The following is a 21994-nucleotide window of genomic DNA, read 5'->3' on the forward strand; positions in this document are numbered from 1 at the left end:
AATAAATAATAAGCCCTGGTTGTAGCCTGAAAAATACCAGTTTGCGACAATGACTATTACCGCCACTGTAATAGTCCTGTCATGCCGCCAAAACGACCGCCGTTCAAAGCACTTTCCCTCGCTTTCAGTGTTGCCGCCGCAGCGTGCGGCACGGCGCAAGCGCTGCCGTTCAACGTCGGTGACGTGGAGGGGCAATTCGACACCACCTTGAGCTTTACCACCGATTGGGGGCTGCGCAATCCCGATCAGCACCTGGTGGGTGCCAGTAATGGCGGCAGCGGCCATTCCAGCCTTGGCGATGATGGGCGCCTGAATTTCAAAGCCGGCCAGGCGTTTTCCAAACGCCTGCAAGGCGAGCATGCACTGACCCTCACATACGGCGACAGCGGCGTGTACGTGCGCGGTCGCTACTGGTATGACTTCGCCGAGCAGGACGGCGCTCAGCAGTTCAAGTCGATCAGCGACCAGGGGCGCGAAGAGGGTGCCCGGGCCGCTGGCGGGCAATGGCTGGATGCCTATGTGTATCACCACTACAGCGTGGCCGATCAGCCGGGCACCGTGCGGGTGGGGCGCCAGGTGGTGAACTGGGGCGAAAGCGTGTTCATCGGCAACTCGATCAACAGCATCAACCCGGTGGACCTGTCCACCCTGCACCAGCCGGGCGAGAAGGTCAGCGACAGCCTGTTGCCCACCAACCTGCTCTATGTGTCCCAGAGCCTGACCGACGCCCTGACCCTGGATGCGTTCTACCAGTTGCAGTGGGACGCTTCGCAGGCGGAAAACTGCGGCACTTACTTCGCTGATGACATCACCGCGCGCGGCTGCAGTCGTGGTTTCACCGTGGCCTCAACGTTGCCGGCCCAGCAGGGTGCCGGCTATGCGGTCACCAGCGAAGGCGTGGTGGTGCCCCGTGGCCATGATGAGCGCGCCCGCGATGGCGGCCAGTGGGGCACGGCCCTGCACTGGCAGGTCGATGACGTCGACTACGGCTTCTACTTCATGAATTATCACAGCCGCCAGGCGTTCATCCAGACCCGCAACGGCGTCGGCATCCCAGCCGGGCTGGGCACCCTGACCAGTAGCCAGGCCGCAGATGCCACCCTGCTCGATGGCAGTTACAACCTGCAGTACCCGCAGGACATCCAGTTATACGGTGCCAGTTTCTCCACGCTGCTGGCCGCCGGTGCCACGTGGCGCGGCGAACTCAGCTACCGTCCCGACGCGCCGGTGCAACGTAATCTGGCGGACCTGACCCAGGCGCTGTATGGCCCGGCGGGGCAGGTCAACAGTGGTTACGAGCGCAAGGCCATCACCCAATTGCAAAGCAGCCTGAGCCAGGACTTTGATGAAGTGCTGGGCGCCGAGCGTCTGTCACTGGTCGGCGAGGCTGCCTGGGTGCATGTGGACGATATCTCCAGCAGCGATCGCCTGGGGCGCGATGCGGTATTCGGCACGGCGGGCAATCAAGGTTTCGTCACCAGCAACGCGTGGGGTTACAGGGCGCGCGCGCAGCTGGAGTACGCGAACGTGTGGCCGGGCGTTACCCTCAAGCCGAGCCTGGGCTGGTCTCACGACGTCACGGGTTATGGCCCCAATGGCCTGTTCAACCAAGGGGCCAAGGCATTGACCCTGGGGGTGGGCGCGAACTTCCAGCAGCTCTACACCGCCAGCCTGGCTTACACCGAATTTTCGGGTGGGAAATATAATACGTTGAAAGACCGTGATTATATTTCATTAACAATAGGCGTGAACTTTTAGGATCCATGCAGCGTCTGGCGGGGGGATATTCCCCTCGTCGTTTAAATGGAAAACACTCGCGCACAATGGCCAATAGATAGTTATACCGCGGGCGCAGTTTTTTACTTGTTTCATAGCGCATGCCTGGAGCTGCTTCGAGCTTCGGAATATTGTGAAAACAAGGAGAAACTGCATGATGGACCCATTGTCTGCAAGCACCGCTGCCGACCGGGAGCTGATCCAATTATTCGCTTCCACCAGCGTGCTGCTGATGCATTCCCCGGGCTTGCCAGTGCAAGGCGCCGTGGGTGAAACGGCGCTTGCCCAGTACCGGGAACAGGTGAAGCAATTCTGGGATGGCCCATGTCCCGATATAGGCGCCGACTATAAGGGAAGTGTCGGGAATGTATTGATCAAGCTGCTTCGTGATACCGCGCTGGCAGAACTGCGCTGGATGAAAGAAACGCAGAAAGTTACTTGGGAACAAGCCGACAGTCTGGGCGCCATGTTGCGTGCAACTGCACCAGGTCAAGCCTATGCCGTGAACATGTCATTGGCCAGGGAAGTTATTCGGCTACCCATTGAAATGGTCATGAACCCTGCCGTTCCCTCGGGTGCGGTCGGGCAGGCCGTATGGTTGTTGCCGCGTGATGGTGCCATTCAGCGCTTTGCCTCGCAGCAAGACGTGGTACAGCACCTGACGTTGATCTTCGGCCAGGCTGCGCAGTGGCAAACGTTGCTTGGCATGATGAGCCATTCCCAGCAGTTGCGCGTCAATCGTCACTTGCAAGCTGGCGAGGCGCCCAGATTCTCTTTTGCGCTATCGAGCAAGGATGTATTCAGCGAGCGCGTGGCGGCCCTGCAGTCCGCTCAGTACGACGGCCTGTCGACGATCGTCGAGCAATTGGCGGCGATTACCACCCAGGAGGGCCGCCAGACCGTGGCCGAGCAGGTTCGTGGCCTGGTTGGGTTCCAAGCGGCGCTGTCGCGCAAGTGGCTGCAGTGCCTGTCGGCGATGCGCCAGGCGCACACACCCGATTGGTTGAAATATGCCAGCGCCGAGGATCAGGCGGAGTTCTCCGCCCGTGGCAAACATTACGCACAATGCCTTGAGGCGGTTGATGGCAAGGTTGGCAAGCTGAAGGACAACGAGGTCTTCGCCCTGGCCTATTTGCGCGACGAACTGGGTAAATATGGGATCGACCGTGACCCTGCGCGCGTGAAAGTGACGCTGCAAACCAGCACGGTGCTTGGCGGTCGAACGCTGACCCACCAGCGACAGCTGACGCTTGCAAAGCTGGCGATCAACGGCCTTCCTGATCAGCCGGGCAACCCGCCCAGGCTCCAGGTGGCCGACGCTGACCAGGCCGGGGGGCTGACTGCCGAGATTGTGCGCAAAATCGTGCAACAGCATGAATTGCGCATCGTCTACCCGGGCTTGCTGCGCGACCGCCACACTGACGACGACCTGATCAACGCCATGCAGGATCTGCAGGTTGCCCGGCTGTCCAACAGCTTGCACGGCGCCCGGCTGCAGGGTGTGATCCCTGCGTCGTTGCTGGCGACATTCGACGACTTGCGCGACGCTTCCTTGCCACCCGAGCAGCGCGGCATCGGCACCTACTTTGTCCACCTGGACAGTGATCAATACATGCTGGCCGATGTGTTGGTGCTCAAGTATGCCGACACCGGGGGCGAGGCTTTCCTGCTCTACGCGCCTCACTCACCCGATGGCGCCGACTGGCTCAAGTGCAACAGCAGCAAGCAAGTACTGGACACCATCGGTGGCTGGATGGGGACGGCCGCCGGCAGGGCATACCTGCTGGCGCAGGTGGCCTGGTCGGACCGTGCGCGCCTGTCGTTGTTCATGGAGCGCGTCGCGTTGACCCCGCACGTGGTCAAGCCCGAATCGGTGAAACTCAACCACTCGGTGTTTGCCTCATGGCGCCAGATGGCAGCGCTGATGGCCTACCGTCAAACCGTGCGGGTGATTGACGAATCACAGATCCTGACCCCTGACTGGTACATCACCGCCGGGCGCGCCGAGCGTCAGACACTCACCCGCCTGGACAATGACATCGCGGCCCTGACCAAAGAGTACCGGGCCATCACCCGGATCCCGGCCTTGCTCGACTATGCCCGCCAGACCTTGCAGGCCGCCTTCGATAGCGACCCCAAGTACAGCCACTCTTCCAGCCGCTACGACGTCGATCGGTTCGAGCTGCAGATCAATGGGCAATGGCGCAGCCTGGTCTGGGTCGCCATCAATGGCGTGGCCGGCGGTACCGATGTGGCGCAGTTGCCGGTGGCAACCACTGCCAAGGTGGGCAACGCCGAGCGCGGCATCGTGGCAGACCTCATGGCCAGGTTCCTTGCCAGCCACGATGTACCCGAGGATTACACGCGCACCCTCCAGCAGATGTTCCTCGACCCGGCGGCCGACCAGAGAGCCTGGCGCACGCAGCTGCATGTGCGCATCACTCAACTGGAACTGGACCGTGCCCGGCTGCAACTGCAACTGGACCCGCAGCAGCGCCAGCGCATCGATGCGCGCTCGAGGGTGCTGCAAGCGGGCAGGCCCATCGACTTGGGCGCGGTGAGCAGCAGCGCTATGCCCCAGGGCAAGCAACAGGCGGGTATATATCACCTGCAGGTCAAGGATGAGCAGGTTCAAGGCGTGTACGTGTTCCGTGACGTGGTCAAGGGTGGCCATGTGGATGTGGTGTATACGCCGCATGCGCCGGACGGGGTCTGGTTCCGCTCCATTGCCGACCTGGGCAAGGCCATCGAGCATGATGGGTTGGGGCCCTACCTGCGCGACCGGGTGCCGTTCAAGCACCTGCCTCGATTCGACCGGTTCCTGGACAAGCTCGCCAACGCCGGTTATTCGAGCGATTTCATCGCCAGTCGCGTCGGCGTCCATGGCCTGGTGTCGAGTTTCACCAGCGAACACGATGCGATGATTCTCGGCATTCTGCGCGACGTGGACGCCAGCACCGTCAGCAAGGCCGAGCGCTTTTCGGCGTTGGTGATCGAGCGCATGTTCCAGGCCCTGGGTGTACTGGCGCTGCCGTTCCCCCCGGCGCGCATGGCCCTGGGCGTTACCAAGGTGCTGATCGATCTCTACAAGGCGGTTGAGGCCTATCGCTACGCCGACCGGGCGCAGGCCGCCTGGCATTTGCTGGACGCGGCGCTGGGCGTGGCATCGGTGGTTGGGGTTGCCGGAAAGCCCCAGGAGCTATTCCTGGAAAAACTGTTCAAGGGGCCGCCGCCGGATCTGGCCGAGAAGATGATCGACAATTTCTCCGGCCGCCTGCAGGACGAGCTGGACAGCTACCTGCGCTCGGTCACGATCGCCGAGAAAGGTGACGCGCCGACGCATGCCTGGCTTCAGGCGTAATGGCCCATCCGCCAACTGATGGCCTGGCTGGTGGCAAGCAACCGGGCGGCCGCCGGCCCGTGGGCATCGGCGTGAAACATCGAGGTCGGGCCGACCACGGTCAACACGGCGACGATGCGCCCCAAGGCATCGAACACCGGGGCAGACAGCGCGTCTACGCCCGGTAGCAACAAGCCATGCACCTGGTGCAGGCCACTCTCGCGGATCGTTGCGCGGGTGGCCTGTACTGCTTCCAATTGGGCAGGCGTCGCCCGGGGCAACTCCTGCTGGAGAAGGTCCTGGGTCTCGCGTTCGGGCAGGTACGCCCCGAACACCAGCCCGGTGGACGAGCTGAGTAACGGCAACACCGATCCCACCTGGGTCACCACCGTGACCGCACGCACCGCTGCCTCCACCTGCACCACCGTGGCGCCCTTGTTGCCCCACACCGCCAGAAAGCAGGTTTCATTGAGCTCGTCGCGCAAGTCCGACAGCGGCAGTGCCGCCAGCTTCAGCACGTCCATGCTGCCCAGGGCGGCCAGGCCTACGCGCAGTGCCTCACGCCCCAACCCATAATGGTTGGTGGCCGGGTTCTGCTCGGCGAAACCGCTGGCGATCAGCGCCTGCAAGTAGCGATGCACTTTGCTGGCCGGCATCTGCACATGCTCGGCCAGGCGTGACAGCGAGGTGGAGGGGGTGAGTTCGGCCAGCGCCTTGAGAATGTCGGTGCCGACCTCGGCCGAACGGACTTTCTGTTTGTTGACGGCTTCGGCGGGAGGCGTGGGGGCTGGCATGGCGGGGTGGTCTCGGGGGCACGTGGGCGTCTTTATAACTTGACGACTTGGGTTGATCAAATTACGTTATTCGTAATTGGATTACGATAAAAATAATAGCACCCCAACGTCGGAGGTTTCATGGACCTGCTTCCTGGCACCGGCTCGCCGCGCTATCAAGGCGGCTTCGGTAATGAGTTCAGCAGCGAGGCCTTGCCCGGTGCGCTGCCGGTGGGGCGCAACTCCCCGCAGAAAGCCCCTTACGGTCTGTATGCCGAGCAGTTTTCCGGCACGGCCTTTACTGTCCCTCGTAGCGAAGCGCGGCGCACCTGGCTGTATCGCATCCGCCCGTCTGCCCTTCATCCGCGCTTCGAACCCCTGAACCGGCAATTGCAGGGTGGCCCCCTGGGCGAGCCCACCCCCAACCGCCTGCGGTGGGATCCGCTGCCATTGCCCGTGCCCGCCACCGACTTCATCGACGGCTGGGTCGCCATGGCCGCCAACGCCGATGCCCACGCGCCCGCGGGTGTCAGCCTGTACCACTACGCCGCCAACCGCGACATGACGCGGGTGTTCTACGACGCCGACGGCGAGTTGCTGCTGGTGCCGCAGCAGGGGCGTTTGCGTTTGCTCACCGAATTGGGCGTGCTGGACATCGAACCGTTGGAAATCGCGGTCATCCCCAGGGGGCTGAAATTCAGCGTGCAGCTGCTCGACGCAGAGGCGCGTGGCTACCTGGCGGAAAACCACGGCGCGCCGTTGCGCCTGCCCGACCTGGGGCCGATCGGCAGCAACGGCCTGGCCAACCCCAGGGACTTCCTGGCGCCGGTGGCGCACTATCAGGACGCCAGCGGCGCGGTGGCGCTGGTGCAGAAGTTCATGGGACGGCTGTGGGGCTGCACGCTCGATCATTCGCCGCTGGATGTGGTGGCCTGGCACGGCAACAACGTGCCGTACAAATATGACCTGCGGCTGTTCAACACCCTGGGCACGGTCAGCTTCGATCATCCCGATCCCTCGATCTTCACCGTGCTGACCTCGCCCACCAGCGTGCACGGCATGGCCAACATGGACTTCGTGATTTTCCCCCCGCGCTGGATGGTGGCGGAAAACACCTTCCGACCGCCCTGGTTCCACCGCAACCTGATGAACGAGTACATGGGGCTGATCCAGGGCGCCTACGATGCCAAGGCCGAGGGTTTCGTGCCTGGCGGCGCATCGCTGCACAGTTGCATGAGTGCCCACGGCCCCGACGCCGAAACCTGCGCCCGGGCCATGGCTGTCGAACTTGCGCCTGCGCGCATCGAGCAGACCATGGCGTTCATGTTCGAGACCAGCCAGGTGCTGCGCCCCAGCCGCCACGCCCTGGAGTGTGCGCAACTGCAGCCCCGCTATGATGATTGCTGGGCCAGCCTGCCCAGCACCTTCAACCCGAACCGGAGAGACGCATGAATCATCCGCACAGCTGGGTTGCCAGCGCCAACGGCCACGCCGACTTCCCCTTGCAGAACCTGCCCATGGGCATCTTCAGCCCGCCCGGCGGCAAGCCGCGCGCCGGGGTGGCGATTGGCGATTCGATCCTGGACCTGGAGGCGCTGCTGGCCACCGGCCTGGTGCAGGGCGAGGCGGCCATCGCCGCCCTGGCCTGCGAAGGCGGGCAGTTGAACGCGTTCTTCGCCTTGGGCCGTACGCCGCGCCTGGCCCTGCGTGAGCGCCTCACCGCCTTGTTGATCGATGGCAGCGAAACCCGGGGGGTGGTGCAGCAATGCCTGCACCCGGCGGCCGACTGTGAAATGTCGTTGCCGGCCCGGGTCGGCGATTACACCGATTTCTACGTGGGCATCGAGCATGCGAAAAACGTCGGCAAGCTGTTCCGCCCCGACAACCCTTTGCTCCCCAACTACAAGTACGTGCCCATCGGTTATCACGGCCGGGCTTCCACCTTGCGCCCGTCCGGCACGCAGGTTCGGCGCCCCGTGGGGCAGACCCTGCCAGCCGGGCAGGAGGCGCCCAGCTTTGGCCCCTGCGCACGGCTGGACTTTGAACTGGAACTGGGCATCTGGATAGGCGCGGGCAATGCCATGGGCGAGCGCATTGCCATTGACCGGGCCGACGACCATGTAGCGGGCTTCTGCTTGCTCAATGACTGGTCGGCACGGGATATCCAGGCCTGGGAATACCAGCCGCTGGGGCCGTTCCTGTCCAAGAGCTTCATCACCAGCCTGTCGCCCTGGGTCATCACCGCCGAGGCGCTTGAGCCGTTCCGTTGCCCCCAGGCGCCGCGCCCCGAGGGCGACCCGCGGCCGTTGCCGTACCTGTGGCATTCGGTTGACCAGGCCCAGGGGGCGCTGGATATCGAACTGGAGGTGTTGCTGCAAACCGCGCGCATGCGCGAAAAGGGGCGGGCGCCCGAGCGCATAGCCTTGAGCAACAGCCGCAGCATGTACTGGACCGTGGCGCAGCTGGTGGCCCATCACAGCGTCAACGGTTGCCAATTGCAGCCGGGCGACCTGTTTGGCTCCGGTACCCTGTCGGGCGCGTCGGCGGGCCAGCATGGCAGCCTGCTGGAGATCACTGAAGGCGGCAAGCAGGCGCTGACGTTGAGCTCGGGCGAGAGCCGGCGCTTCCTCGAAGATGGCGACGAGGTGATTCTGCGCGGGCGCTGTTCGGCGCCGGGGCAGGTGTCCATCGGCTTCGGTGAATGCCGTGGGCGGGTGATCGCGGCAACGTGAGGGGGATGCGATCATGCAGCTCTATACCTACTACCGTTCCACGTCGTCGTACCGGGTGCGCATCGCGCTGGCGCTGAAGGGCCTGGCGTATGAGGCGATACCGGTCAATCTGCTGGCGGGCGAGCAACGCCAGCCGCCGTACCTTGCCATCGACCCGCAGGGCAGGGTGCCGGCACTGGCCCTTGAGGATGGGCAGGTACTGATCCAGTCGGCAGCCATCATCGAATACCTGGAGGAATGTTATCCCCAGTCGCCGTTGCTGGCCGCTGACCCGGTACTGCGGGCACGGGCGCGGGGCATCGCTGCATTGATCGGCTGCGATATCCACCCCCTGCACAACGTCAGCGTGCTGAATCGGCTGCGTAGCCTGGGCCAAGACGAGGTGCAGGTGCAGGACTGGATCGCCGCCTGGATCGGGCAGGGGCTGGCAGCGGTGGAAGCCTTGATTGGCGACCATGGCTATTGCCTGGGGCCGGAACCGGGGTTGGCGGACCTGTACCTGCTGCCGCAGGTGTATGCGGCCGAGCGTTTCAAGGTTTCGCTGGCGGCGTGGCCGCGGATCAGCCGCGTTGCGGCGCTGGCAGCCGGGCACCCGGCCTTTGCCTTGGCACATCCCTCCTGCCAGCCGGATACGCCGCCGTAGCGGTCAATGCAGTGACGAGGGGGCAGGTGGCAATTCCTGCAGGCGGGTGGTCAGGCGCAGGCGCTGGATGGGGTCTTCGCTGAGCAGCAGCGCGTGCTCAAGGTCGAAGCGTTCGCCGCGCGGACATTCCAGGCGCTGGTAGATGCCGGCGCGCGCCACATAGTCGGCGGCGCTGGGTGGCCCCAGCATCAATACACGCTCGGCGTCCTTGAGGGCCGCCTCATGGTCTTCGTGGCTGCTGTGCAGTTGGCGCAGGTTACGCGACAGGCGTTGCAGCATCTGCACCGGGCTTGCCTGTGCCAGGTGTTCGGCCAGCAACGGGATCTGCGGGCCGAACTGGCGGCCCAGCAGGTCGCGGCAATCGGTAGGGTACAGGCGTCGTCCGCCGCAGGGGTCCAGTTGATGGTCGGCACCGGGCACGCGCAGCAGGAAATGGCCGGGGAAATTCACCCCCATCAGCGGGATGTCCAGCCGCCGCGCCATTTCCAGGGCCAGCAGCGCCATCGCCAGGGGTTGGCCGCGCTTGCGTTCCAGCACCTTGTTCAGCAGCGCCGCCTGGGGGCGCAGCGGATGAAAATCATCCTGTACAAAACCCAGGGCATTGAGCCTGCGCAGCAGCGGCTGCGCCAGCTCGCTGACCGGCAGCATGGGCAGGCCGACGCTGATCTGCAGTTGCAGCTCGCGCAATTGCTCATCGCATCGCTGCGGTACAAAGCCCTTTTCATGTTCGGCAGCGATCCACAACGCGGCCTCGAAAGTTGCGGGCGGGGATTGCTCAAGGCACGTCAGGCAGGCCTGGCGTGGGGCGTTCACGGTGGGCTTCATAGCTTCTCTTGTAGCCCTGTGCCGCGATTTCGTCCAGTAGCGCGGCGCGTGTAGCCGCTGCCGCCAGGCTGCGCTGGCCCTGAGCCCCACCCAGGATCTGTCAGGTTCACACCGGCCAGCGCAGCCTGGCGGCAGCGGCTACAAAGATGGATCACGGGGCAAATCCGGGGCGTGGACTACACTGGAGGTACAACAAGATCGGGAGCCAGTCGATGTTCGCTCTCATGCAAAGTACCCGCACCCATGCGCTGCACCTGGCCGTCGACCCGGCTACCGGGTTACGTGCCGTGGTCGCCATTCACAACTGCCGCGCCGGCCCTGCCATCGGTGGCTGTCGCTACCTGGCTTACCCCGATGACGAAAGCGCCATGGTCGATGCCATTCGCCTGGCCCAGGGCATGAGCTACAAGGCGGCCCTGGCCGGCCTGCCATTCGGCGGCGGCAAAGCCGTGATCATCCGCAGCCCGCACGTGGAAAACCGTGCCGGTCTGTTCGAGGCGTTCGGGCGCTTCATCGAGACCCTGGACGGTCGCTTCATCACTGCCGTCGACAGCGGCACGTCCACCGCTGACATGGACTGCGTGGCGCAACACACCCGGCATGTCACCAGCACCACCGCCGCAGGCGATCCATCCCCCCATGCGGCCATGGGCGTGTTCGCCGGCATCCGCGCCACCGCCATGGCCCGCCTGGGTACCGACAACCTAGAGGGACTGCGCATTGCCGTGCAGGGTCTGGGTAATGTCGGCTACGCGGTGGCCGAGCAGCTACACGCCGCCGGTGCCGAACTGCTGGTCAGCGACCTGGACCCCGGCAAGGTGCAACTGGCCATGGAGCAGTTGGGCGCGCACCCGGTTCAGCCCGAAGCGCTGGCCAGCACACCCTGCGATATTTTTTCCCCGTGCGGCCTGGGTTCCATTCTCAATGGCCAGAGCGTGTCGCAACTGCGCTGCGCCGCTGTCGCAGGCTCGGCCAACAACCAGCTCACCAGCCTGCCTGTGGCCGACCAGCTGGAAAAACGCGGCATCCTCTACGCCCCCGATTACGTGATCAATTCCGGTGGCCTGATCTACGTCGCCCTCAAGCATCAGGGCGAGGAGGTGGGCACCATCACCGCCCATCTGGCGCGCATCGGCACGCGCCTGACCGAAGTGTTCGCCCATGCCCAGGCCGAGAAGCGCTCACCGGCGCGGGTGGCCGAGACACTGGCGGAGAAACTGATTTACGCCTGATTCAAGCGAGCCGGCGCCTGACCGGCGCCAGCTCCGACAAGACCTGCGGCCACAAGCGGCGGGTCATGACCACCACACGTACCCCGTGTGTCAGGAGTTGTGCGATGACATCCAACAAGATCGACCTTGGCTTCACCCGCTATTTATCCCCCGATGGCCGCCTGCTTGGCCCTTTGCCCGACTGGGCTGACGACTTCAACCTGCTGACCCGCCTGTACCGCCAGATGGTGCTGACCCGCCTGTTCGACCAGAAAGCCGTGGCCTTGCAGCGCACTGGCCGCATCGGCACCTACGCACCCACCCTGGGCCAGGAAGCCATCGGCGTGGCGATCGGCAGCCTGATGCACCCCGAAGATGTACTGATTCCCTATTACCGCGACACCGCCGTGCAGCTGATGCGCGGCGTGCGCATGGAAGAAATCCTGCTGTACTGGGGCGGCGACGAGCGCGGCAGTGACTACGCCGAACCTGCCGTGGCCCAGGACTTTCCCCTGTGCGTGCCCATCGCCACCCAGGCCCTGCATGCCTGCGGCGTGGCCAGCGCGTTCAAGATCCGTGGCGAGCACCGCGTGGCCGTGACCACCTGCGGCGACGGCGCCACCAGCAAGGGCGATTTCCTTGAAGCCCTGAACGTCGCCGGTGCCTGGCAGTTGCCCGTGGTCTTCGTCATCAACAACAACCAGTGGGCCATCTCGGTGCCCCGGCGCATCCAGTGCGGCGCGCCGACGCTGGCGCAGAAAGCCATCGGCGCGGGCTTTCATGGCGAGCAGGTGGACGGCAACGACATCCTGGCCGTATACGACCGCATTCAGGTAGCGCTGGAGCGTGCCCGCCACGGCAAGGGCCCGGTGTTGCTCGAATGCCTGAGTTACCGCCTGGGCGACCACACCACCGCCGACGATGCCACCCGCTACCGCCGCGCCGAGGAGGTCAAGCAGGCCTGGCAGGAAGAGCCCATTAAGCGCCTGCAATCGTTCATGGCCGGGCAGGGCGTGTGGGACGAGGGGCGTGAGCAGGCGTTGATTGCCGAGTGCCAGGCGCTGGTGCAGCAGTCGGTGGACAACTTCGACGCCGCCGGCACCCAGGCGCCGGAGTCGGTCATGGACCATGTCTATGCCAAGTGGCCCGCCGTGCTGGCCGACCAGCGCGAGGAATTCCTGGAACGGGTGGCACGTCGTCAGGGAGGGCAAGACCATGAACAGTGAAAAAATCAGCCTGCTGGAGGCCGTGAACCTGGCCATGCACCGCGCCATGGCCGAGGACGACAACGTGGTGGTGCTGGGCGAGGACGTGGGCGTCAACGGCGGCGTGTTCCGCGCCACCCAAGGCCTGCGCGACAGATTCGGCTTCAAGCGTGTGATCGACTCGCCCCTGGCCGAAACCATGCTTGCCGGTTTGGTAATCGGCATGGCCGCCCAGGGTCTCAAACCGATTGTCGAAATTCAGTTCATGGGTTTCATCCACGCCACCATGGAGCACCTGGTGTCCCATGCCAGCCGAATGCGCAACCGCACCCGGGGGCGCCTGACTTGCCCCATGGTACTGCGCACGCCCATGGGCGCGGGCATTCGGGCCCCCGAGCACCACAGTGAAAGTACCGAGGCGTTGTTCGCGCACATTCCCGGCCTGCGCGTGGTGATTCCATCATCGCCCGCGCGGGCCTACGGCCTGCTGTTGGCGGCCATCGATGACCCTGATCCGGTGCTGTTCCTGGAGCCCACGCGCCTGTACCGCATGAACCCGCAACCTTTGGTGGACGACGGCAAACGCCTGCCCCTGGACACGTGCTTCACCCTGCGCGAGGGCAGCGACCTGACCCTGATCAGCTGGGGCGCCAGTGTGCACGAAACCCTGCAGGCCGCTGACGTACTGGCCGAGCGCGGTGTGTCGGCGGAAGTCATCGACGTCGCCTGCGTGAAGCCCCTGGACCTGGACACCCTGGAAGCCTCGGTGCGCAAGACCGGGCGCTGCGTGATCGTCCACGAAGCGCCGCGCTCGTGCGGGGTGGGCGCGGAAATCGCCGCCAGCCTCTACGAACGCGCCCTGCTGGACCTGCAAGCGCCGATCCAGCGCGTCACGGCCCCGGACATCCCGCCACCGCTGTACAAGCTTGAACAGCTGTACATCCCGGCCGTGCCGGACATTCTCCACGCCTGCGACACCGTGCTGAACTACGCCTGAGGAGGCTGCGATGAAATATTTCAAACTGCCCGACCTGGGCGAAGGCCTGCAAGAAGCCGAAATCGTGCAATGGCACGTCAAGGCTGGCGACACGGTCAAGGCCGACCAACTGCTGGTGTCAGTGGAAACCGCCAAGGCGCTGGTGGACATCCCGGCGCCCTATGACGGCGTGGTGGCCAAGACTTTCGGCGGCGAAGGCGACATTCTGCATGTGGGCGAGCCTTTGCTGGGTTACGAAGGCGAAGCCGATGCCGGCACCGTGGTGGGCCGTCTGGAGGGGGGCGGCAATGCCAGCGAAGACCGTTTCTTCGTGGGGGCTGCGCCTTCTACACGCGAACACCTGGCCGCTCGTGCCACCCCTGCTGTACGCCAATTGGCCCGGCAGATGGGCGTTGAACTGAGCGCTCTGAGCGGTTCAGGCAGTGAAGGCCTGATCACCCGCGCCGATGTCGAGGCCGCCGCCCAAAGCGCCCAGGACCGCTTCGGTGGTGAAAAACTGCGCGGGGTGCGCCGCAGCATGGCCCTCAACATGGCCAAGTCCCATGCCGAGGTTGTGCCGGTCACCATCTTTGGTGACGCCGACCTGCACCGCTGGGGCCAGGCCCGCGACCCGCTGATCCGCCTGGGCAAGGCCATGGCGGCGGCGTGCAAAGTGGAACCGGTGCTCAACAGCTGGTTCGATGGCCGCAGCCTGTCCATTCGCACCCATCAGAATCTCGACCTGGGGATCGCCGTCGACACCCCCGACGGATTATTCGTGCCGGTGCTGCGCGATGTGGGCAACCGCAGTGCCGAGGATTTGAAAGAGGGCATGAGCCGTCTACGTGCGGATGTGAAAGCGCGGTCCATCCCTCCGCGGGAAATGATGGGGGCGACCATCACGCTGTCCAACTTCGGGACCTTGTTTGGGCGTTACGCCAATCCCGTGGTGGTGCCGCCGCAAGTGGCGATCATTGGTGCTGGGGGAATTCGTGAGGAGCCGGTGGCGGTGGAGGGGCAGGTGGTGGTGCACCCGATATTGCCGCTGTCGCTGACCTTCGATCACCGGGCGGTGACGGGCGGGGAGGCCGCGCGGTTCATGCGGGCGTTGGTAGAGGAACTACAGAAGCCGTAACCCTGTAGCCGCTGCCGCCAGGCTGCGCTGGCCCTTGCGTTCACTGAGGATCTACAGTGGGGCCCAGGGCCAGCGCAGCCTGGCGGCAGCGGCTACGGTTATTCCGCGCCTTCGCCGCTGATCAGCTCATTCAGCGCATCGGGCTGGCTCTTGAACGCCTTGGCGAACACGTCACGGTTCTTGGCCATGTAGATGCCCGCGTCTTCAACCTGTTGCTCGGTCAGGGACGGGACGGCCTTTTTCAGGACTTCTGCGAGCAGTTCAGCGAGCTCGAGCATTTTGTCATGACGGTCAGCTTCGGCTTTATCCATGAACAGGCGCTCCAGATCTCGGCTGCTGCGGTATACCACTTCGACGGCCATTCACCACCTCACATGCCTTTACGAAAGTTGTCGATTTCGACCACTGGTTGTTTATACAGTGGAAGGATAAGGGATTTTGCTGCCGCTGAATAGTGGCAAATTACCTCAGGGTTGTAGCAGGGTGAGACAAATTGCCGTCACCGCAAGGTCAGGCCACTGATGCACAATGAAAGCATCCGATACCCACGAGTCAAGGAACCTGCACCGTGAAAATCAATTGGGCTGATGCCATGCGCAAGAATGTCCACCATCTGGCTGGCTCGCTGGGCAACCTGCTGGTCGAGACGTTCCATTACCTGGCGCTGTTCGCCATCGGTGCCATCACCGCGTGGGCTGCCGTCATGGCGTTTTTGGGGATGGTGGAGAAGGGCAACATCACGGTCGATGACATTCTGTTGCTGTTCATCTACCTGGAATTGGGGGCGATGGTTGGCATTTATTTCAAGACCAATCACATGCCGGTACGCTTCCTGATCTACGTGGCGATCACCGCGCTGACCCGCCTGCTGATCTCCGACGTGTCGCACCACGGCCCGGCTGACCTGGGCGTGGTGTATCTGTCAGGCGCGATCCTGTTGCTGGCGTTCGCGATTCTGGTGGTGCGGTATGCCTCCTCGCAGTACCCCTCGGCCAAGGTCCCGGACCCGGACGCGGTCACCAAGGGCGCGCTGACTGAAGAGAAAGGCGAGACTTAAGGCAACTGCACCTTGAGGCCCCGGGCCATCTGATCGGCGATGTAGTAGGCGTCGATCAACGCATCGGACAATTCGGGGTCGGTTTCCCCGAATTCCTTCGTGGCAATGGCCCCCAAGGTCAGGTCGTGCAAGCGGGACTTGTCGGTTTCGCGCCCCTCAAGGATGGCCTTGATGAATTCGAGCTGGTTCAGGACCGACCCGTACACTTTGAAGCCAGGGATTTTGCGGTAGCGGTCCTGGCTCAGGGCGATGGCTTTGTCGATGAAGTCTAGAGCGTTCATGGGCTTCCTGGGTTGAACAGGTTTTTTTGATTGGAGAACAGTTGCTGTGCGCCGCCTTCGGTGGGGAATGATTGACCCTCCACGGACCAGGTGTCATTCACCTTTGCAGACGTACTGCGCAGTACCGTTACCTTGTCGGCAGTTTGGTAGCTGTTGAGCACCTTGGGCTCAATGGTGTTCAAGGCGCGGTTGGTACCCATGGGACTGATGCCCAGCTGCGTGGGCTGCACGGTCGGGCTCAGCGAGTACCAATTGCCCTGGGGCGCACCCGGTGACTGATATTGCCACAGGTTCTTGCTGCTGTTGAATGTCTGAACCTCCACGGGATAGTTGAAGTCCAGGCCGTTCATGTAGGACGCGGTCTGTTTGGCGTTGTAGCCCTGTTCCTTGAAGAAGTTGGCCGCCAGCTGGCGGTTGGCGCGAATGTTGATATCGCGGTTCAGGTCGCCCGTGCGTTTGTAGCGCTGGTTCAGGTACTCCCTGCGTGACTGGGTGGCCTTTACCGGCTCGCCTGGCGGTTCCACAGGGTCCACGGGCTTGGCCTGCTCAGCCTTGGGCCGCAACCGAATCGGCTCTTCGGCTTGCTGCACCGGCGCGCTGGTACGTGGCTGCAACGAGCGCTCGGCCAGTAACTTCTGTTCATTGCGCGCCAGCCAGTCAGCCAGGCGCCTTTCGCTGATCTGCTGTTGCAGCACCGCCGAGCGCGCGGCAATGCCTTCGGCGCTGCTGGTCAGCGCGCCCTTGAGCTGGCCGCGGGTGAGGTAGGTGACGATGGCGGTCAACAGCAGCATCACCAGTTGCTCCTGGCCGCGCGCCAGTTGTCGGGCCGCCTGGTCGATACGTGCCTGGCGTGTACTGGCGTGACCCCCACCGGCTTCCAGGCGGCTGCCGCTGGCCTTGTTGTCGACCCGCCAGGCGGTGACAATGCCGTTCTGCAAGGTTTCCAGGCAGGCGGGCAGGCCGGTGTAAAAATATTCGGCGATGGCCGATAGCCCCAGGCCCAACAGGATCAGGTTGCCGATCTCCAAGCCCACGCCCGCCCCGGCCACGGCGCCAGGGGCTGCGCCGACGCCACCCCCCAGCACCCCACCGGCCACGCCACCGGCGATGCTGCCCAAGGTCACGCTGCCGCCCAGAATCAACGCCACCTGCTTGACCAGGCCCAGCAGCACATCGAGGATTTCGTCGATATTGATGCTTGCCCAGCGCTGGCTCAGGTCATGGTGGATGAGGGGATAGGAGCGCTGCATGGCTTGGCGCACGGCGTCGATGCGCTGGCCACCGAGTTCGGCGTAGACGTGACTGGCGCCGTGTTCCAGGCGTTGGCTGATGCCGTTCCAGCTGGCGTGCAAGCCACTGCTGGCGCTGCTCAGGCCGTGATTCAAGGTGTGGTGGAAGTCGCTGAACTTGTGGTTCAGGTTGCGCTCGATTTCCGCCCAGGTGGGGATGTGCGTGGCAAGGTCCATTGCGGTGCTGCTGTCCATGATGAGGTTGCAGGTTCAACCTCATCATGAACGGGCCGGGGTTGCAACGCCAGGCAATAAAGCTCGTCAGATGCCGACTTGCAGCCCCGGCTTGTTGCTCAGCCAGCCCTTGGCGGGCGGGGCGGGCAGGTTAAGGGCGTCGCCGTCAGTCATGGCTGCCAGAATCTCGATGGCGCTGTGGCCGCGCTCGATGGCAATGCCGAACTTGATGCTCTCGATTAGGCGCTTTACGCGCTTGGGGTCGTTGCGCTGCTCGGCGCTTATCATCCGTTTGGCCACTACCCCTGTTTCATTGGACAGGGTCAGCATGATGCTGCCGTCCAGACGCTCGATGCTGAGGTTGACCCGGTATTCGGGCTGGAATGCATCACTGATCGCTTGAAAGGGGTTATCCATGGTGTGTCACCTGAAGATATAAGACGTGCATCAATTGACTGGGTGTTTGCACGTTAGTTCGCCCACCCTGACCATTGGGTTAAAGCAAGCCCCATGCCCGCAATCCACCTCACGCCCGTAGCCGCTGCCGCCAGGCTGCGCTGGCCCGTATCCCAACATTGAAATTCACGGTGTATTCGAAGGCCCGCGCAGCCTGGCGGCAGCGGCTACGGGGATTTGCGGGCATGAAAAAGGCGAGCCATGTGGGCTCGCCTTCTTTCGTTACAGGTTGTGTCTAGCTATTGAGCACCTGTTCGTTTTCCAGGAATTCTTCCTGTAACAGGGCGTCGGGGTTATCACCTGCACCATTCTGGCTGCTGACTGCACGTTTGCTGCGCAGCTTGCCGAACAGGTGTTCCAGGGCATGATGAAGTTTGGTAGCGGCGCCATCCACTGCCTGATCCAGCGTGGCGGCCTTGTGGGTCACGGAAATCGGTTGATGGCCTTTTGGCCGCGCTTCCATCTGGCAGCGCTTGTCGTGCAGGCCGGGCTTGTCGCCGTTCTCATCGGCCAGGTGAACCTCGATGCGGGTGAGGTCCTCTTCGTAGCGGTCGAGCGTGCTTTCGACGGTACTGCGTACCCACTCCTCCAGTCGGATGCTGCTTTGAATATGGTTGTCGCTATTGACTTGGATTTGCATAGTTCATCCCTTATTCAGCTAGCTCGCAAGAGATGCGCCGAGGGTGGAAATCAGCGCCTCTTGACTACAAGGTCAGGCAGTTGAGCCAACAATTCAACCCCTTGATGAAGAAAAATATTTGGTAACGAAGACACTGCCGTCTCTGTCGCCGCTGCCGCAGGTTGCGCTGGCCCTTGTGTACGCTGGGTATCTGGAGTGAATGACAGGGCCAGCGCAGCCTTCGGCAGCGGCTACAAGGATGTGCATATTTTTGCCTATGAGAATATTTATCATTACTATCGCTGCCTGATCATTCCAGGGCGTAACCTGTGCCATGAAAAAGACCACCGCCGCCGTGCCGGTTGCCTACCGCCTGGGCGTCTGCTCGCGCATCGTTGCCGCGACCCTGGGCGGTTACGTGCTGGCTTCGCTGGCGGGCATCTGCCTGGCGGCGCTGCTGCCCATGGTGCGGGCAGAGGCCATGGTCAGTGGCATGATGCTGTCGTTTCTGGTGTATGTGGTGGCCGTGCTGTGGTGCTTCGCCTGCCGCAGCGCCTGGCGTGCGTGGCTGGGGCTGTTGGTGCCTTGTGTGCTGCTGTCGGCCGGTTATGGCCTGTTCTATTGGATGCGACTGTCATGAAGGAAGGATTCCGCCAGGCCATGGCATGGCTGCACACCTGGATGGGGCTGGTGTTCGGCTGGCTGCTGTTTGCCATTTTTCTCACCGGCACCCTCACGTATTTCAAGGAGGAGATCAGCCACTGGACACACCCGGAAATCACGGCCTATCCGCGCGATGATGCGGCCAGCCTGGCCCATGCCCAGCGCTATCTGCAGGCCAATGCGGCGCAGGCACCGGTGTGGTACATCAACGTGCCGGACGAGCGCCGGCCGGATATCTCGCTGATGTATCGCGGTGATTCAAGCTTCCAGCAGGTCAGCCTCGATGCCCGCACCGGTCAGCCGATCACCGCCCGGCAGTCCATGGGCGGCGAGTTTTTCTATCGCTTCCACTTTCAACTGCAACTGCCTTATCCGTGGGGGCGGTGGCTGGCCAGCTTATGCGCGCTGGTGATGCTGGTGACGCTGGTGAGCGGCATCATCACCCACAAGAAAATCTTCAAGGAATTCTTCACCTTCCGGCCGCGCAAGGGGCAGCGCTCGTGGCTGGATGGCCACAACGCCATTGGTGTGCTGGTGTTGCCCTTCCACCTGATGATCGCCTACAGCAGCCTGGTGATTTTCATGGTCATGCTGCTGCCCGCCAACATCCTTGCCCAGTACGGGGCGCAGAGCGCGACGATCTACGAGGAGTTGATGCCCACCAGCAAGAACCCCGAGGCAGCTGGGCAGGCCGCGCCGCTGGCGCCCTTGGCCGATCTCTATGCGCGGTTCCATCAACAGGAGCCTGACAGCCACCTGGGCCTGGTGGAGGTCGACCATCCCGGCGATGCCAATGCCACCGTGGTGTTCGCCCGTCATGGCGCCGATCGCATCGTGCACCAGGTCGGCTACGGCCTGGTGTTCGACGGCGTCACCGGCGCACTGCGCAGTGACAGCCGGGTCAACACGATACCGTTGATGCTGGCTGGCGGGTTATACGGTTTGCACATGGGGCATTTCGCCGGTGCAGGGTTGCGCTGGCTGTACTTCCTCGCCGGCGTGGGCGGCACCGCCATGATCGGCACCGGGTTGGTGATGTGGCTGGGCAAGCGTCAGCTCAAGCATGCCAAAAGCGCGCGGCAGCCTTCCCACCTGCGCTTGGTGGCTGTGCTGAACGTGATGAGCATGGCGGGGCTGATGCTGGCGGTGATCGGCTTCTTCTGGGCCAATCGCTTGCTGCCGCTGGAGATGCCGGGGCGCGCCGCCGTGGAAATCAAGGTGTTCTTCTCCCTCTGGGGCCTGTCGGCCGTGCATGCCGCCCTGCGCCCCGCCCGCCAGGCGTGGCTGGAACAACTGGGGCTGGCGACATTGCTATTCATGGGGTTGCCCATCCTCAACGCACTGACCACTGCCCACGGCCTGGACCACTCGCTGATCGCGGGCGACTGGGCAATGGCCGGGGTCGACCTGACGGCGCTGGGCTGGGGGCTGCTGTTGGCGTGGGCCGTGCGCAAACTGTGGCGGCAGGCGCCTGCCACCAGCGCGCGCAAGGTGGCGCTGAGTGTCGAAGGTGAGCCTTCATGATGCTGATCATCGGGTTGCTGTGCTACGCAGGCTTCACCGGGCTGTGCCTGGGCATGGAGCGCCATTATCGGGAACTGGTGGGACGCCCGCTGCAACCACGCATCAGCTGGGGGCTGCGGCTGATGGCCGTGCTGCTGCTGGCCGCCGCCCTGTGGCTGGCGGTGGGGGCCGATGGTGGTTGGAGCATGGGGCTGGTGCACTGGTTTGCCGCCTTGATGGCCAGCGTCATGGTGCTGGTGTTCGTGCTGCCGTATCGCCCGCGTCTGGCCCTGGGCATGGCCGCTGCCAGCGTAATAGCGGCGCCGCTGCTGGGCTTAGCCCTGTAGGGCTGCGCGGTAAACGCCGGGCGCCGCCCCCATGGTCTGGCGGAAACGGTTGCTGAAATGGCTGGCACTGGCAAAACCGCAGGCCAGGGCGATGTCGCCCAGCGCCTGGGTACTGCCGCGCAGTAGCTGGCAGGCACGCGCCATGCGCCGCGCCAGCACGTACTGGTGCGGTGGCAACCCGAAGCTGACGCTGAACATGCGGGCAAAATGGTACTCGGACAGGCTGCACTGCGCGGCCATGTCACCCAGGGTCAGGGGCTGGTCCAAGGCGGTGTCGATGTAATCCACCAATCGGCGACGCTGATGCGCCGCCAGGCCACCTTTGACTTGCAACCCCTGACGCAGTCCGGCCTGGTTCAACAACGTGTGGCTGATCAACTCATGGGCCAGGCTGGTGCCCAGCAGGCGATCGCCCGGCTCTTGCCAATCGAGGGCGATCAACTGGCGAAAACGCTCGGCCTGGCGCTGGTCTTCGAGAAAAGTCCCTTCCTGCAACTGCATTTCCCGCGGCTCGCGATCCAGCAAGGTCACGCAGCCCAATGCGAAATGCTGCTCGCTGAAATACACATGTGCCAGGCGCAGCTCACCGTTGATCACCCAGCCCGAATCATGCCCGGCGGGCAGGGTGCACAAGCGATCCGGTGCGCCCTTGCGGTCCGGTGCATCGGCCCTGAAAGTGCCGGTGCCGCCTGCCAGGTAGCAGGACAGCGTGTGATGGCTGGGCGCGTCGTAATGCTGGGCGTCGTGCCGGTTGTTCCACAACGCCGCCACCAGCCCGTCGCCCAGGGTCGCGCTCTGCTCCAGGCGCGCGTGGGGGGAACGGTGCAGGCATTGGAAAACCTGGATGTGGGGGTTGGCGGTCATGGGCGTGGTCCTCTGCGTGCATCGTACGCGCTTGCGCGCGAGCTGGGAGTGGCCAAGGGACAAAATGCGCAAGAATCCGCAAGTGCACCGCGCTTCACCTTGGGACACTGAGTGCCCAAAGGAGC

21 protein-coding genes are annotated in these 21994 nt (G+C 63.7%); 13 read left to right on the forward strand and 8 right to left on the reverse strand.

All coding sequences use genetic code 11. From position 1 onward, the window contains the following. The first annotated feature begins 81 nt into the window (after positions 1–81). Entirely contained in the window at positions 82–1758 is a 1677-nt protein-coding gene (locus ACZ9GA_RS01600) for a DUF1302 domain-containing protein (protein ID WP_457357616.1), read from the forward strand. Positions 1759–2329: 571 nt separating this feature from the next. Then, positions 2330–5137, forward strand: a complete 2808-nt coding sequence (locus tag ACZ9GA_RS01605) for a hypothetical protein (RefSeq protein WP_457357614.1) — start codon at positions 2330–2332, stop codon at positions 5135–5137. Here ACZ9GA_RS01605 and ACZ9GA_RS01610 read toward each other — a convergent pair. Then, a complete protein-coding gene (locus ACZ9GA_RS01610; RefSeq protein ID WP_457357612.1) occupies positions 5128–5910 on the reverse strand; it encodes an IclR family transcriptional regulator in 783 nt (260 codons plus the stop codon). The genes ACZ9GA_RS01605 and ACZ9GA_RS01610 overlap by 10 nt on opposite strands. A gap of 120 nt (positions 5911–6030) precedes the next feature. On the opposite strand from ACZ9GA_RS01610, the gene hmgA reads away from it, so the two are divergent. The 3 genes from hmgA to maiA are packed head-to-tail and all read left to right on the forward strand — an operon-like array spanning position 6031 to position 9264. Then, positions 6031–7341: a homogentisate 1,2-dioxygenase gene (gene hmgA, locus ACZ9GA_RS01615; protein ID WP_457357610.1), complete on the forward strand. Its 1311-nt coding sequence runs from the start codon at positions 6031–6033 to the stop codon at positions 7339–7341. Then, positions 7338–8621, forward strand: a complete 1284-nt coding sequence (fahA, locus tag ACZ9GA_RS01620; RefSeq protein WP_457357608.1) for a fumarylacetoacetase — start codon at positions 7338–7340, stop codon at positions 8619–8621. The genes hmgA and fahA overlap by 4 nt, the downstream gene beginning before the upstream one ends. A gap of 13 nt (positions 8622–8634) precedes the next feature. Beyond that, complete coding sequence (gene maiA, locus ACZ9GA_RS01625) at positions 8635–9264, forward strand: maleylacetoacetate isomerase (RefSeq protein WP_457357606.1); 630 nt, start codon at positions 8635–8637, stop codon at positions 9262–9264. Positions 9265–9267: 3 nt separating this feature from the next. Here the strand turns inward: maiA and ACZ9GA_RS01630 are convergent, their stop codons facing one another. Beyond that, positions 9268–10089: a SirB1 family protein gene (locus tag ACZ9GA_RS01630; protein ID WP_457357604.1), complete on the reverse strand. Its 822-nt coding sequence runs from the start codon at positions 10087–10089 to the stop codon at positions 9268–9270. A 212-nt stretch (positions 10090–10301) separates the two neighbouring features. Between ACZ9GA_RS01630 and ACZ9GA_RS01635 the strand changes: the two genes are divergently transcribed. The 4 genes from ACZ9GA_RS01635 to ACZ9GA_RS01650 all read left to right on the forward strand — a co-directional run bounded on the left by ACZ9GA_RS01635 (position 10302) and on the right by ACZ9GA_RS01650 (position 14616). Next, complete coding sequence (locus ACZ9GA_RS01635; RefSeq protein WP_457357603.1) at positions 10302–11321, forward strand: Leu/Phe/Val dehydrogenase; 1020 nt, start codon at positions 10302–10304, stop codon at positions 11319–11321. A gap of 104 nt (positions 11322–11425) precedes the next feature. Further along, a complete protein-coding gene (gene pdhA, locus ACZ9GA_RS01640) occupies positions 11426–12526 on the forward strand; it encodes a pyruvate dehydrogenase (acetyl-transferring) E1 component subunit alpha (protein ID WP_457357601.1) in 1101 nt (366 codons plus the stop codon). After that, positions 12516–13502 (forward strand): alpha-ketoacid dehydrogenase subunit beta, encoded by a 987-nt coding sequence (locus ACZ9GA_RS01645; RefSeq protein ID WP_457357599.1) that lies wholly within the window; start codon positions 12516–12518, stop codon positions 13500–13502. The genes pdhA and ACZ9GA_RS01645 overlap by 11 nt, the downstream gene beginning before the upstream one ends. 10 nt (positions 13503–13512) lie before the next feature. Beyond that, entirely contained in the window at positions 13513–14616 is a 1104-nt protein-coding gene (locus ACZ9GA_RS01650; protein ID WP_457357597.1) for a dihydrolipoamide acetyltransferase family protein, read from the forward strand. A gap of 98 nt (positions 14617–14714) precedes the next feature. Here the strand turns inward: ACZ9GA_RS01650 and ACZ9GA_RS01655 are convergent, their stop codons facing one another. Next, positions 14715–14978 (reverse strand): YebG family protein, encoded by a 264-nt coding sequence (locus tag ACZ9GA_RS01655; protein WP_027979086.1) that lies wholly within the window; start codon positions 14976–14978, stop codon positions 14715–14717. 206 nt (positions 14979–15184) lie between these two features. Between ACZ9GA_RS01655 and ACZ9GA_RS01660 the strand changes: the two genes are divergently transcribed. Further along, positions 15185–15673 carry a phosphate-starvation-inducible protein PsiE gene (locus ACZ9GA_RS01660; protein WP_457357595.1) on the forward strand — a complete coding sequence of 163 codons (489 nt, stop codon included), beginning with the start codon at positions 15185–15187 and terminating at the stop codon, positions 15671–15673. Here ACZ9GA_RS01660 and ACZ9GA_RS01665 read toward each other — a convergent pair. From ACZ9GA_RS01665 to ACZ9GA_RS01680, 4 genes are all read right to left on the reverse strand, one after another. Beyond that, positions 15670–15954, reverse strand: a complete 285-nt coding sequence (locus tag ACZ9GA_RS01665; RefSeq protein WP_457357593.1) for an immunity protein Tsi6 family protein — start codon at positions 15952–15954, stop codon at positions 15670–15672. The genes ACZ9GA_RS01660 and ACZ9GA_RS01665 overlap by 4 nt on opposite strands. Then, positions 15951–17420, reverse strand: coding sequence for a polymorphic toxin type 46 domain-containing protein (locus ACZ9GA_RS01670; protein ID WP_457357591.1), 1470 nt, complete (start codon positions 17418–17420; stop codon positions 15951–15953). Before ACZ9GA_RS01670 ends, ACZ9GA_RS01665 begins: the two co-directional genes overlap by 4 nt. An 84-nt stretch (positions 17421–17504) precedes the next feature. Continuing rightward, the gene (locus tag ACZ9GA_RS01675; protein WP_457357589.1) at positions 17505–17834 is read right to left on the reverse strand and encodes a DUF3509 domain-containing protein; all 330 of its coding nucleotides are present in this window, start codon (positions 17832–17834) and stop codon (positions 17505–17507) included. A gap of 274 nt (positions 17835–18108) precedes the next feature. Then, entirely contained in the window at positions 18109–18513 is a 405-nt protein-coding gene (locus tag ACZ9GA_RS01680) for an HPF/RaiA family ribosome-associated protein (protein ID WP_457357587.1), read from the reverse strand. 313 nt (positions 18514–18826) lie between these two features. Between ACZ9GA_RS01680 and ACZ9GA_RS01685 the strand changes: the two genes are divergently transcribed. The 3 genes from ACZ9GA_RS01685 to ACZ9GA_RS01695 are packed head-to-tail and all read left to right on the forward strand — an operon-like array spanning position 18827 to position 21005. Continuing rightward, positions 18827–19132 carry a DUF3649 domain-containing protein gene (locus tag ACZ9GA_RS01685; protein WP_457357585.1) on the forward strand — a complete coding sequence of 102 codons (306 nt, stop codon included), beginning with the start codon at positions 18827–18829 and terminating at the stop codon, positions 19130–19132. Beyond that, entirely contained in the window at positions 19129–20679 is a 1551-nt protein-coding gene (locus ACZ9GA_RS01690; RefSeq protein ID WP_457357583.1) for a PepSY-associated TM helix domain-containing protein, read from the forward strand. The genes ACZ9GA_RS01685 and ACZ9GA_RS01690 overlap by 4 nt, the downstream gene beginning before the upstream one ends. Beyond that, the gene (locus ACZ9GA_RS01695) at positions 20676–21005 is read left to right on the forward strand and encodes a DUF3325 domain-containing protein (RefSeq protein ID WP_457357581.1); all 330 of its coding nucleotides are present in this window, start codon (positions 20676–20678) and stop codon (positions 21003–21005) included. Before ACZ9GA_RS01690 ends, ACZ9GA_RS01695 begins: the two co-directional genes overlap by 4 nt. Here the strand turns inward: ACZ9GA_RS01695 and ACZ9GA_RS01700 are convergent. After that, a complete protein-coding gene (locus tag ACZ9GA_RS01700) occupies positions 20994–21869 on the reverse strand; it encodes a helix-turn-helix transcriptional regulator (RefSeq protein ID WP_457357579.1) in 876 nt (291 codons plus the stop codon). The two genes, ACZ9GA_RS01695 and ACZ9GA_RS01700, sit on opposite strands and share 12 nt — an antisense overlap. Positions 21870–21994 lie beyond the last annotated feature (125 nt).

The sequence above is a fragment of the Pseudomonas sp. TE3644 genome (assembly GCF_056278815.1).

Excerpts from the sequence above, each read along its gene's own strand:
- ACZ9GA_RS01600 (WP_457357616.1), top strand. The coding sequence starts at position 82 with ATGCCGCCAAAACGACCGCCGTTCAAAGCACTTTCCCTCGCTTTCAGT.
- ACZ9GA_RS01605 (WP_457357614.1), top strand. The coding sequence starts at position 2,330 with ATGAACCCTGCCGTTCCCTCGGGTGCGGTCGGGCAGGCCGTATGGTTG.
- ACZ9GA_RS01610 (WP_457357612.1), bottom strand. The coding sequence starts at position 5,910 with ATGCCAGCCCCCACGCCTCCCGCCGAAGCCGTCAACAAACAGAAAGTC.
- hmgA (WP_457357610.1), top strand. The coding sequence starts at position 6,031 with ATGGACCTGCTTCCTGGCACCGGCTCGCCGCGCTATCAAGGCGGCTTC.
- fahA (WP_457357608.1), top strand. The coding sequence starts at position 7,338 with ATGAATCATCCGCACAGCTGGGTTGCCAGCGCCAACGGCCACGCCGAC.
- maiA (WP_457357606.1), top strand. The coding sequence starts at position 8,635 with ATGCAGCTCTATACCTACTACCGTTCCACGTCGTCGTACCGGGTGCGC.
- ACZ9GA_RS01630 (WP_457357604.1), bottom strand. The coding sequence starts at position 10,089 with ATGAAGCCCACCGTGAACGCCCCACGCCAGGCCTGCCTGACGTGCCTT.
- ACZ9GA_RS01635 (WP_457357603.1), top strand. The coding sequence starts at position 10,302 with ATGTTCGCTCTCATGCAAAGTACCCGCACCCATGCGCTGCACCTGGCC.
- pdhA (WP_457357601.1), top strand. The coding sequence starts at position 11,426 with ATGACATCCAACAAGATCGACCTTGGCTTCACCCGCTATTTATCCCCC.
- ACZ9GA_RS01645 (WP_457357599.1), top strand. The coding sequence starts at position 12,516 with ATGAACAGTGAAAAAATCAGCCTGCTGGAGGCCGTGAACCTGGCCATG.
- ACZ9GA_RS01650 (WP_457357597.1), top strand. The coding sequence starts at position 13,513 with ATGAAATATTTCAAACTGCCCGACCTGGGCGAAGGCCTGCAAGAAGCC.
- ACZ9GA_RS01655 (WP_027979086.1), bottom strand. The coding sequence starts at position 14,978 with ATGGCCGTCGAAGTGGTATACCGCAGCAGCCGAGATCTGGAGCGCCTG.
- ACZ9GA_RS01665 (WP_457357593.1), bottom strand. The coding sequence starts at position 15,954 with ATGAACGCTCTAGACTTCATCGACAAAGCCATCGCCCTGAGCCAGGAC.
- ACZ9GA_RS01670 (WP_457357591.1), bottom strand. The coding sequence starts at position 17,420 with ATGGACCTTGCCACGCACATCCCCACCTGGGCGGAAATCGAGCGCAAC.
- ACZ9GA_RS01675 (WP_457357589.1), bottom strand. The coding sequence starts at position 17,834 with ATGGATAACCCCTTTCAAGCGATCAGTGATGCATTCCAGCCCGAATAC.
- ACZ9GA_RS01680 (WP_457357587.1), bottom strand. The coding sequence starts at position 18,513 with ATGCAAATCCAAGTCAATAGCGACAACCATATTCAAAGCAGCATCCGA.
- ACZ9GA_RS01685 (WP_457357585.1), top strand. The coding sequence starts at position 18,827 with ATGAAAAAGACCACCGCCGCCGTGCCGGTTGCCTACCGCCTGGGCGTC.
- ACZ9GA_RS01690 (WP_457357583.1), top strand. The coding sequence starts at position 19,129 with ATGAAGGAAGGATTCCGCCAGGCCATGGCATGGCTGCACACCTGGATG.
- ACZ9GA_RS01695 (WP_457357581.1), top strand. The coding sequence starts at position 20,676 with ATGATGCTGATCATCGGGTTGCTGTGCTACGCAGGCTTCACCGGGCTG.
- ACZ9GA_RS01700 (WP_457357579.1), bottom strand. The coding sequence starts at position 21,869 with ATGACCGCCAACCCCCACATCCAGGTTTTCCAATGCCTGCACCGTTCC.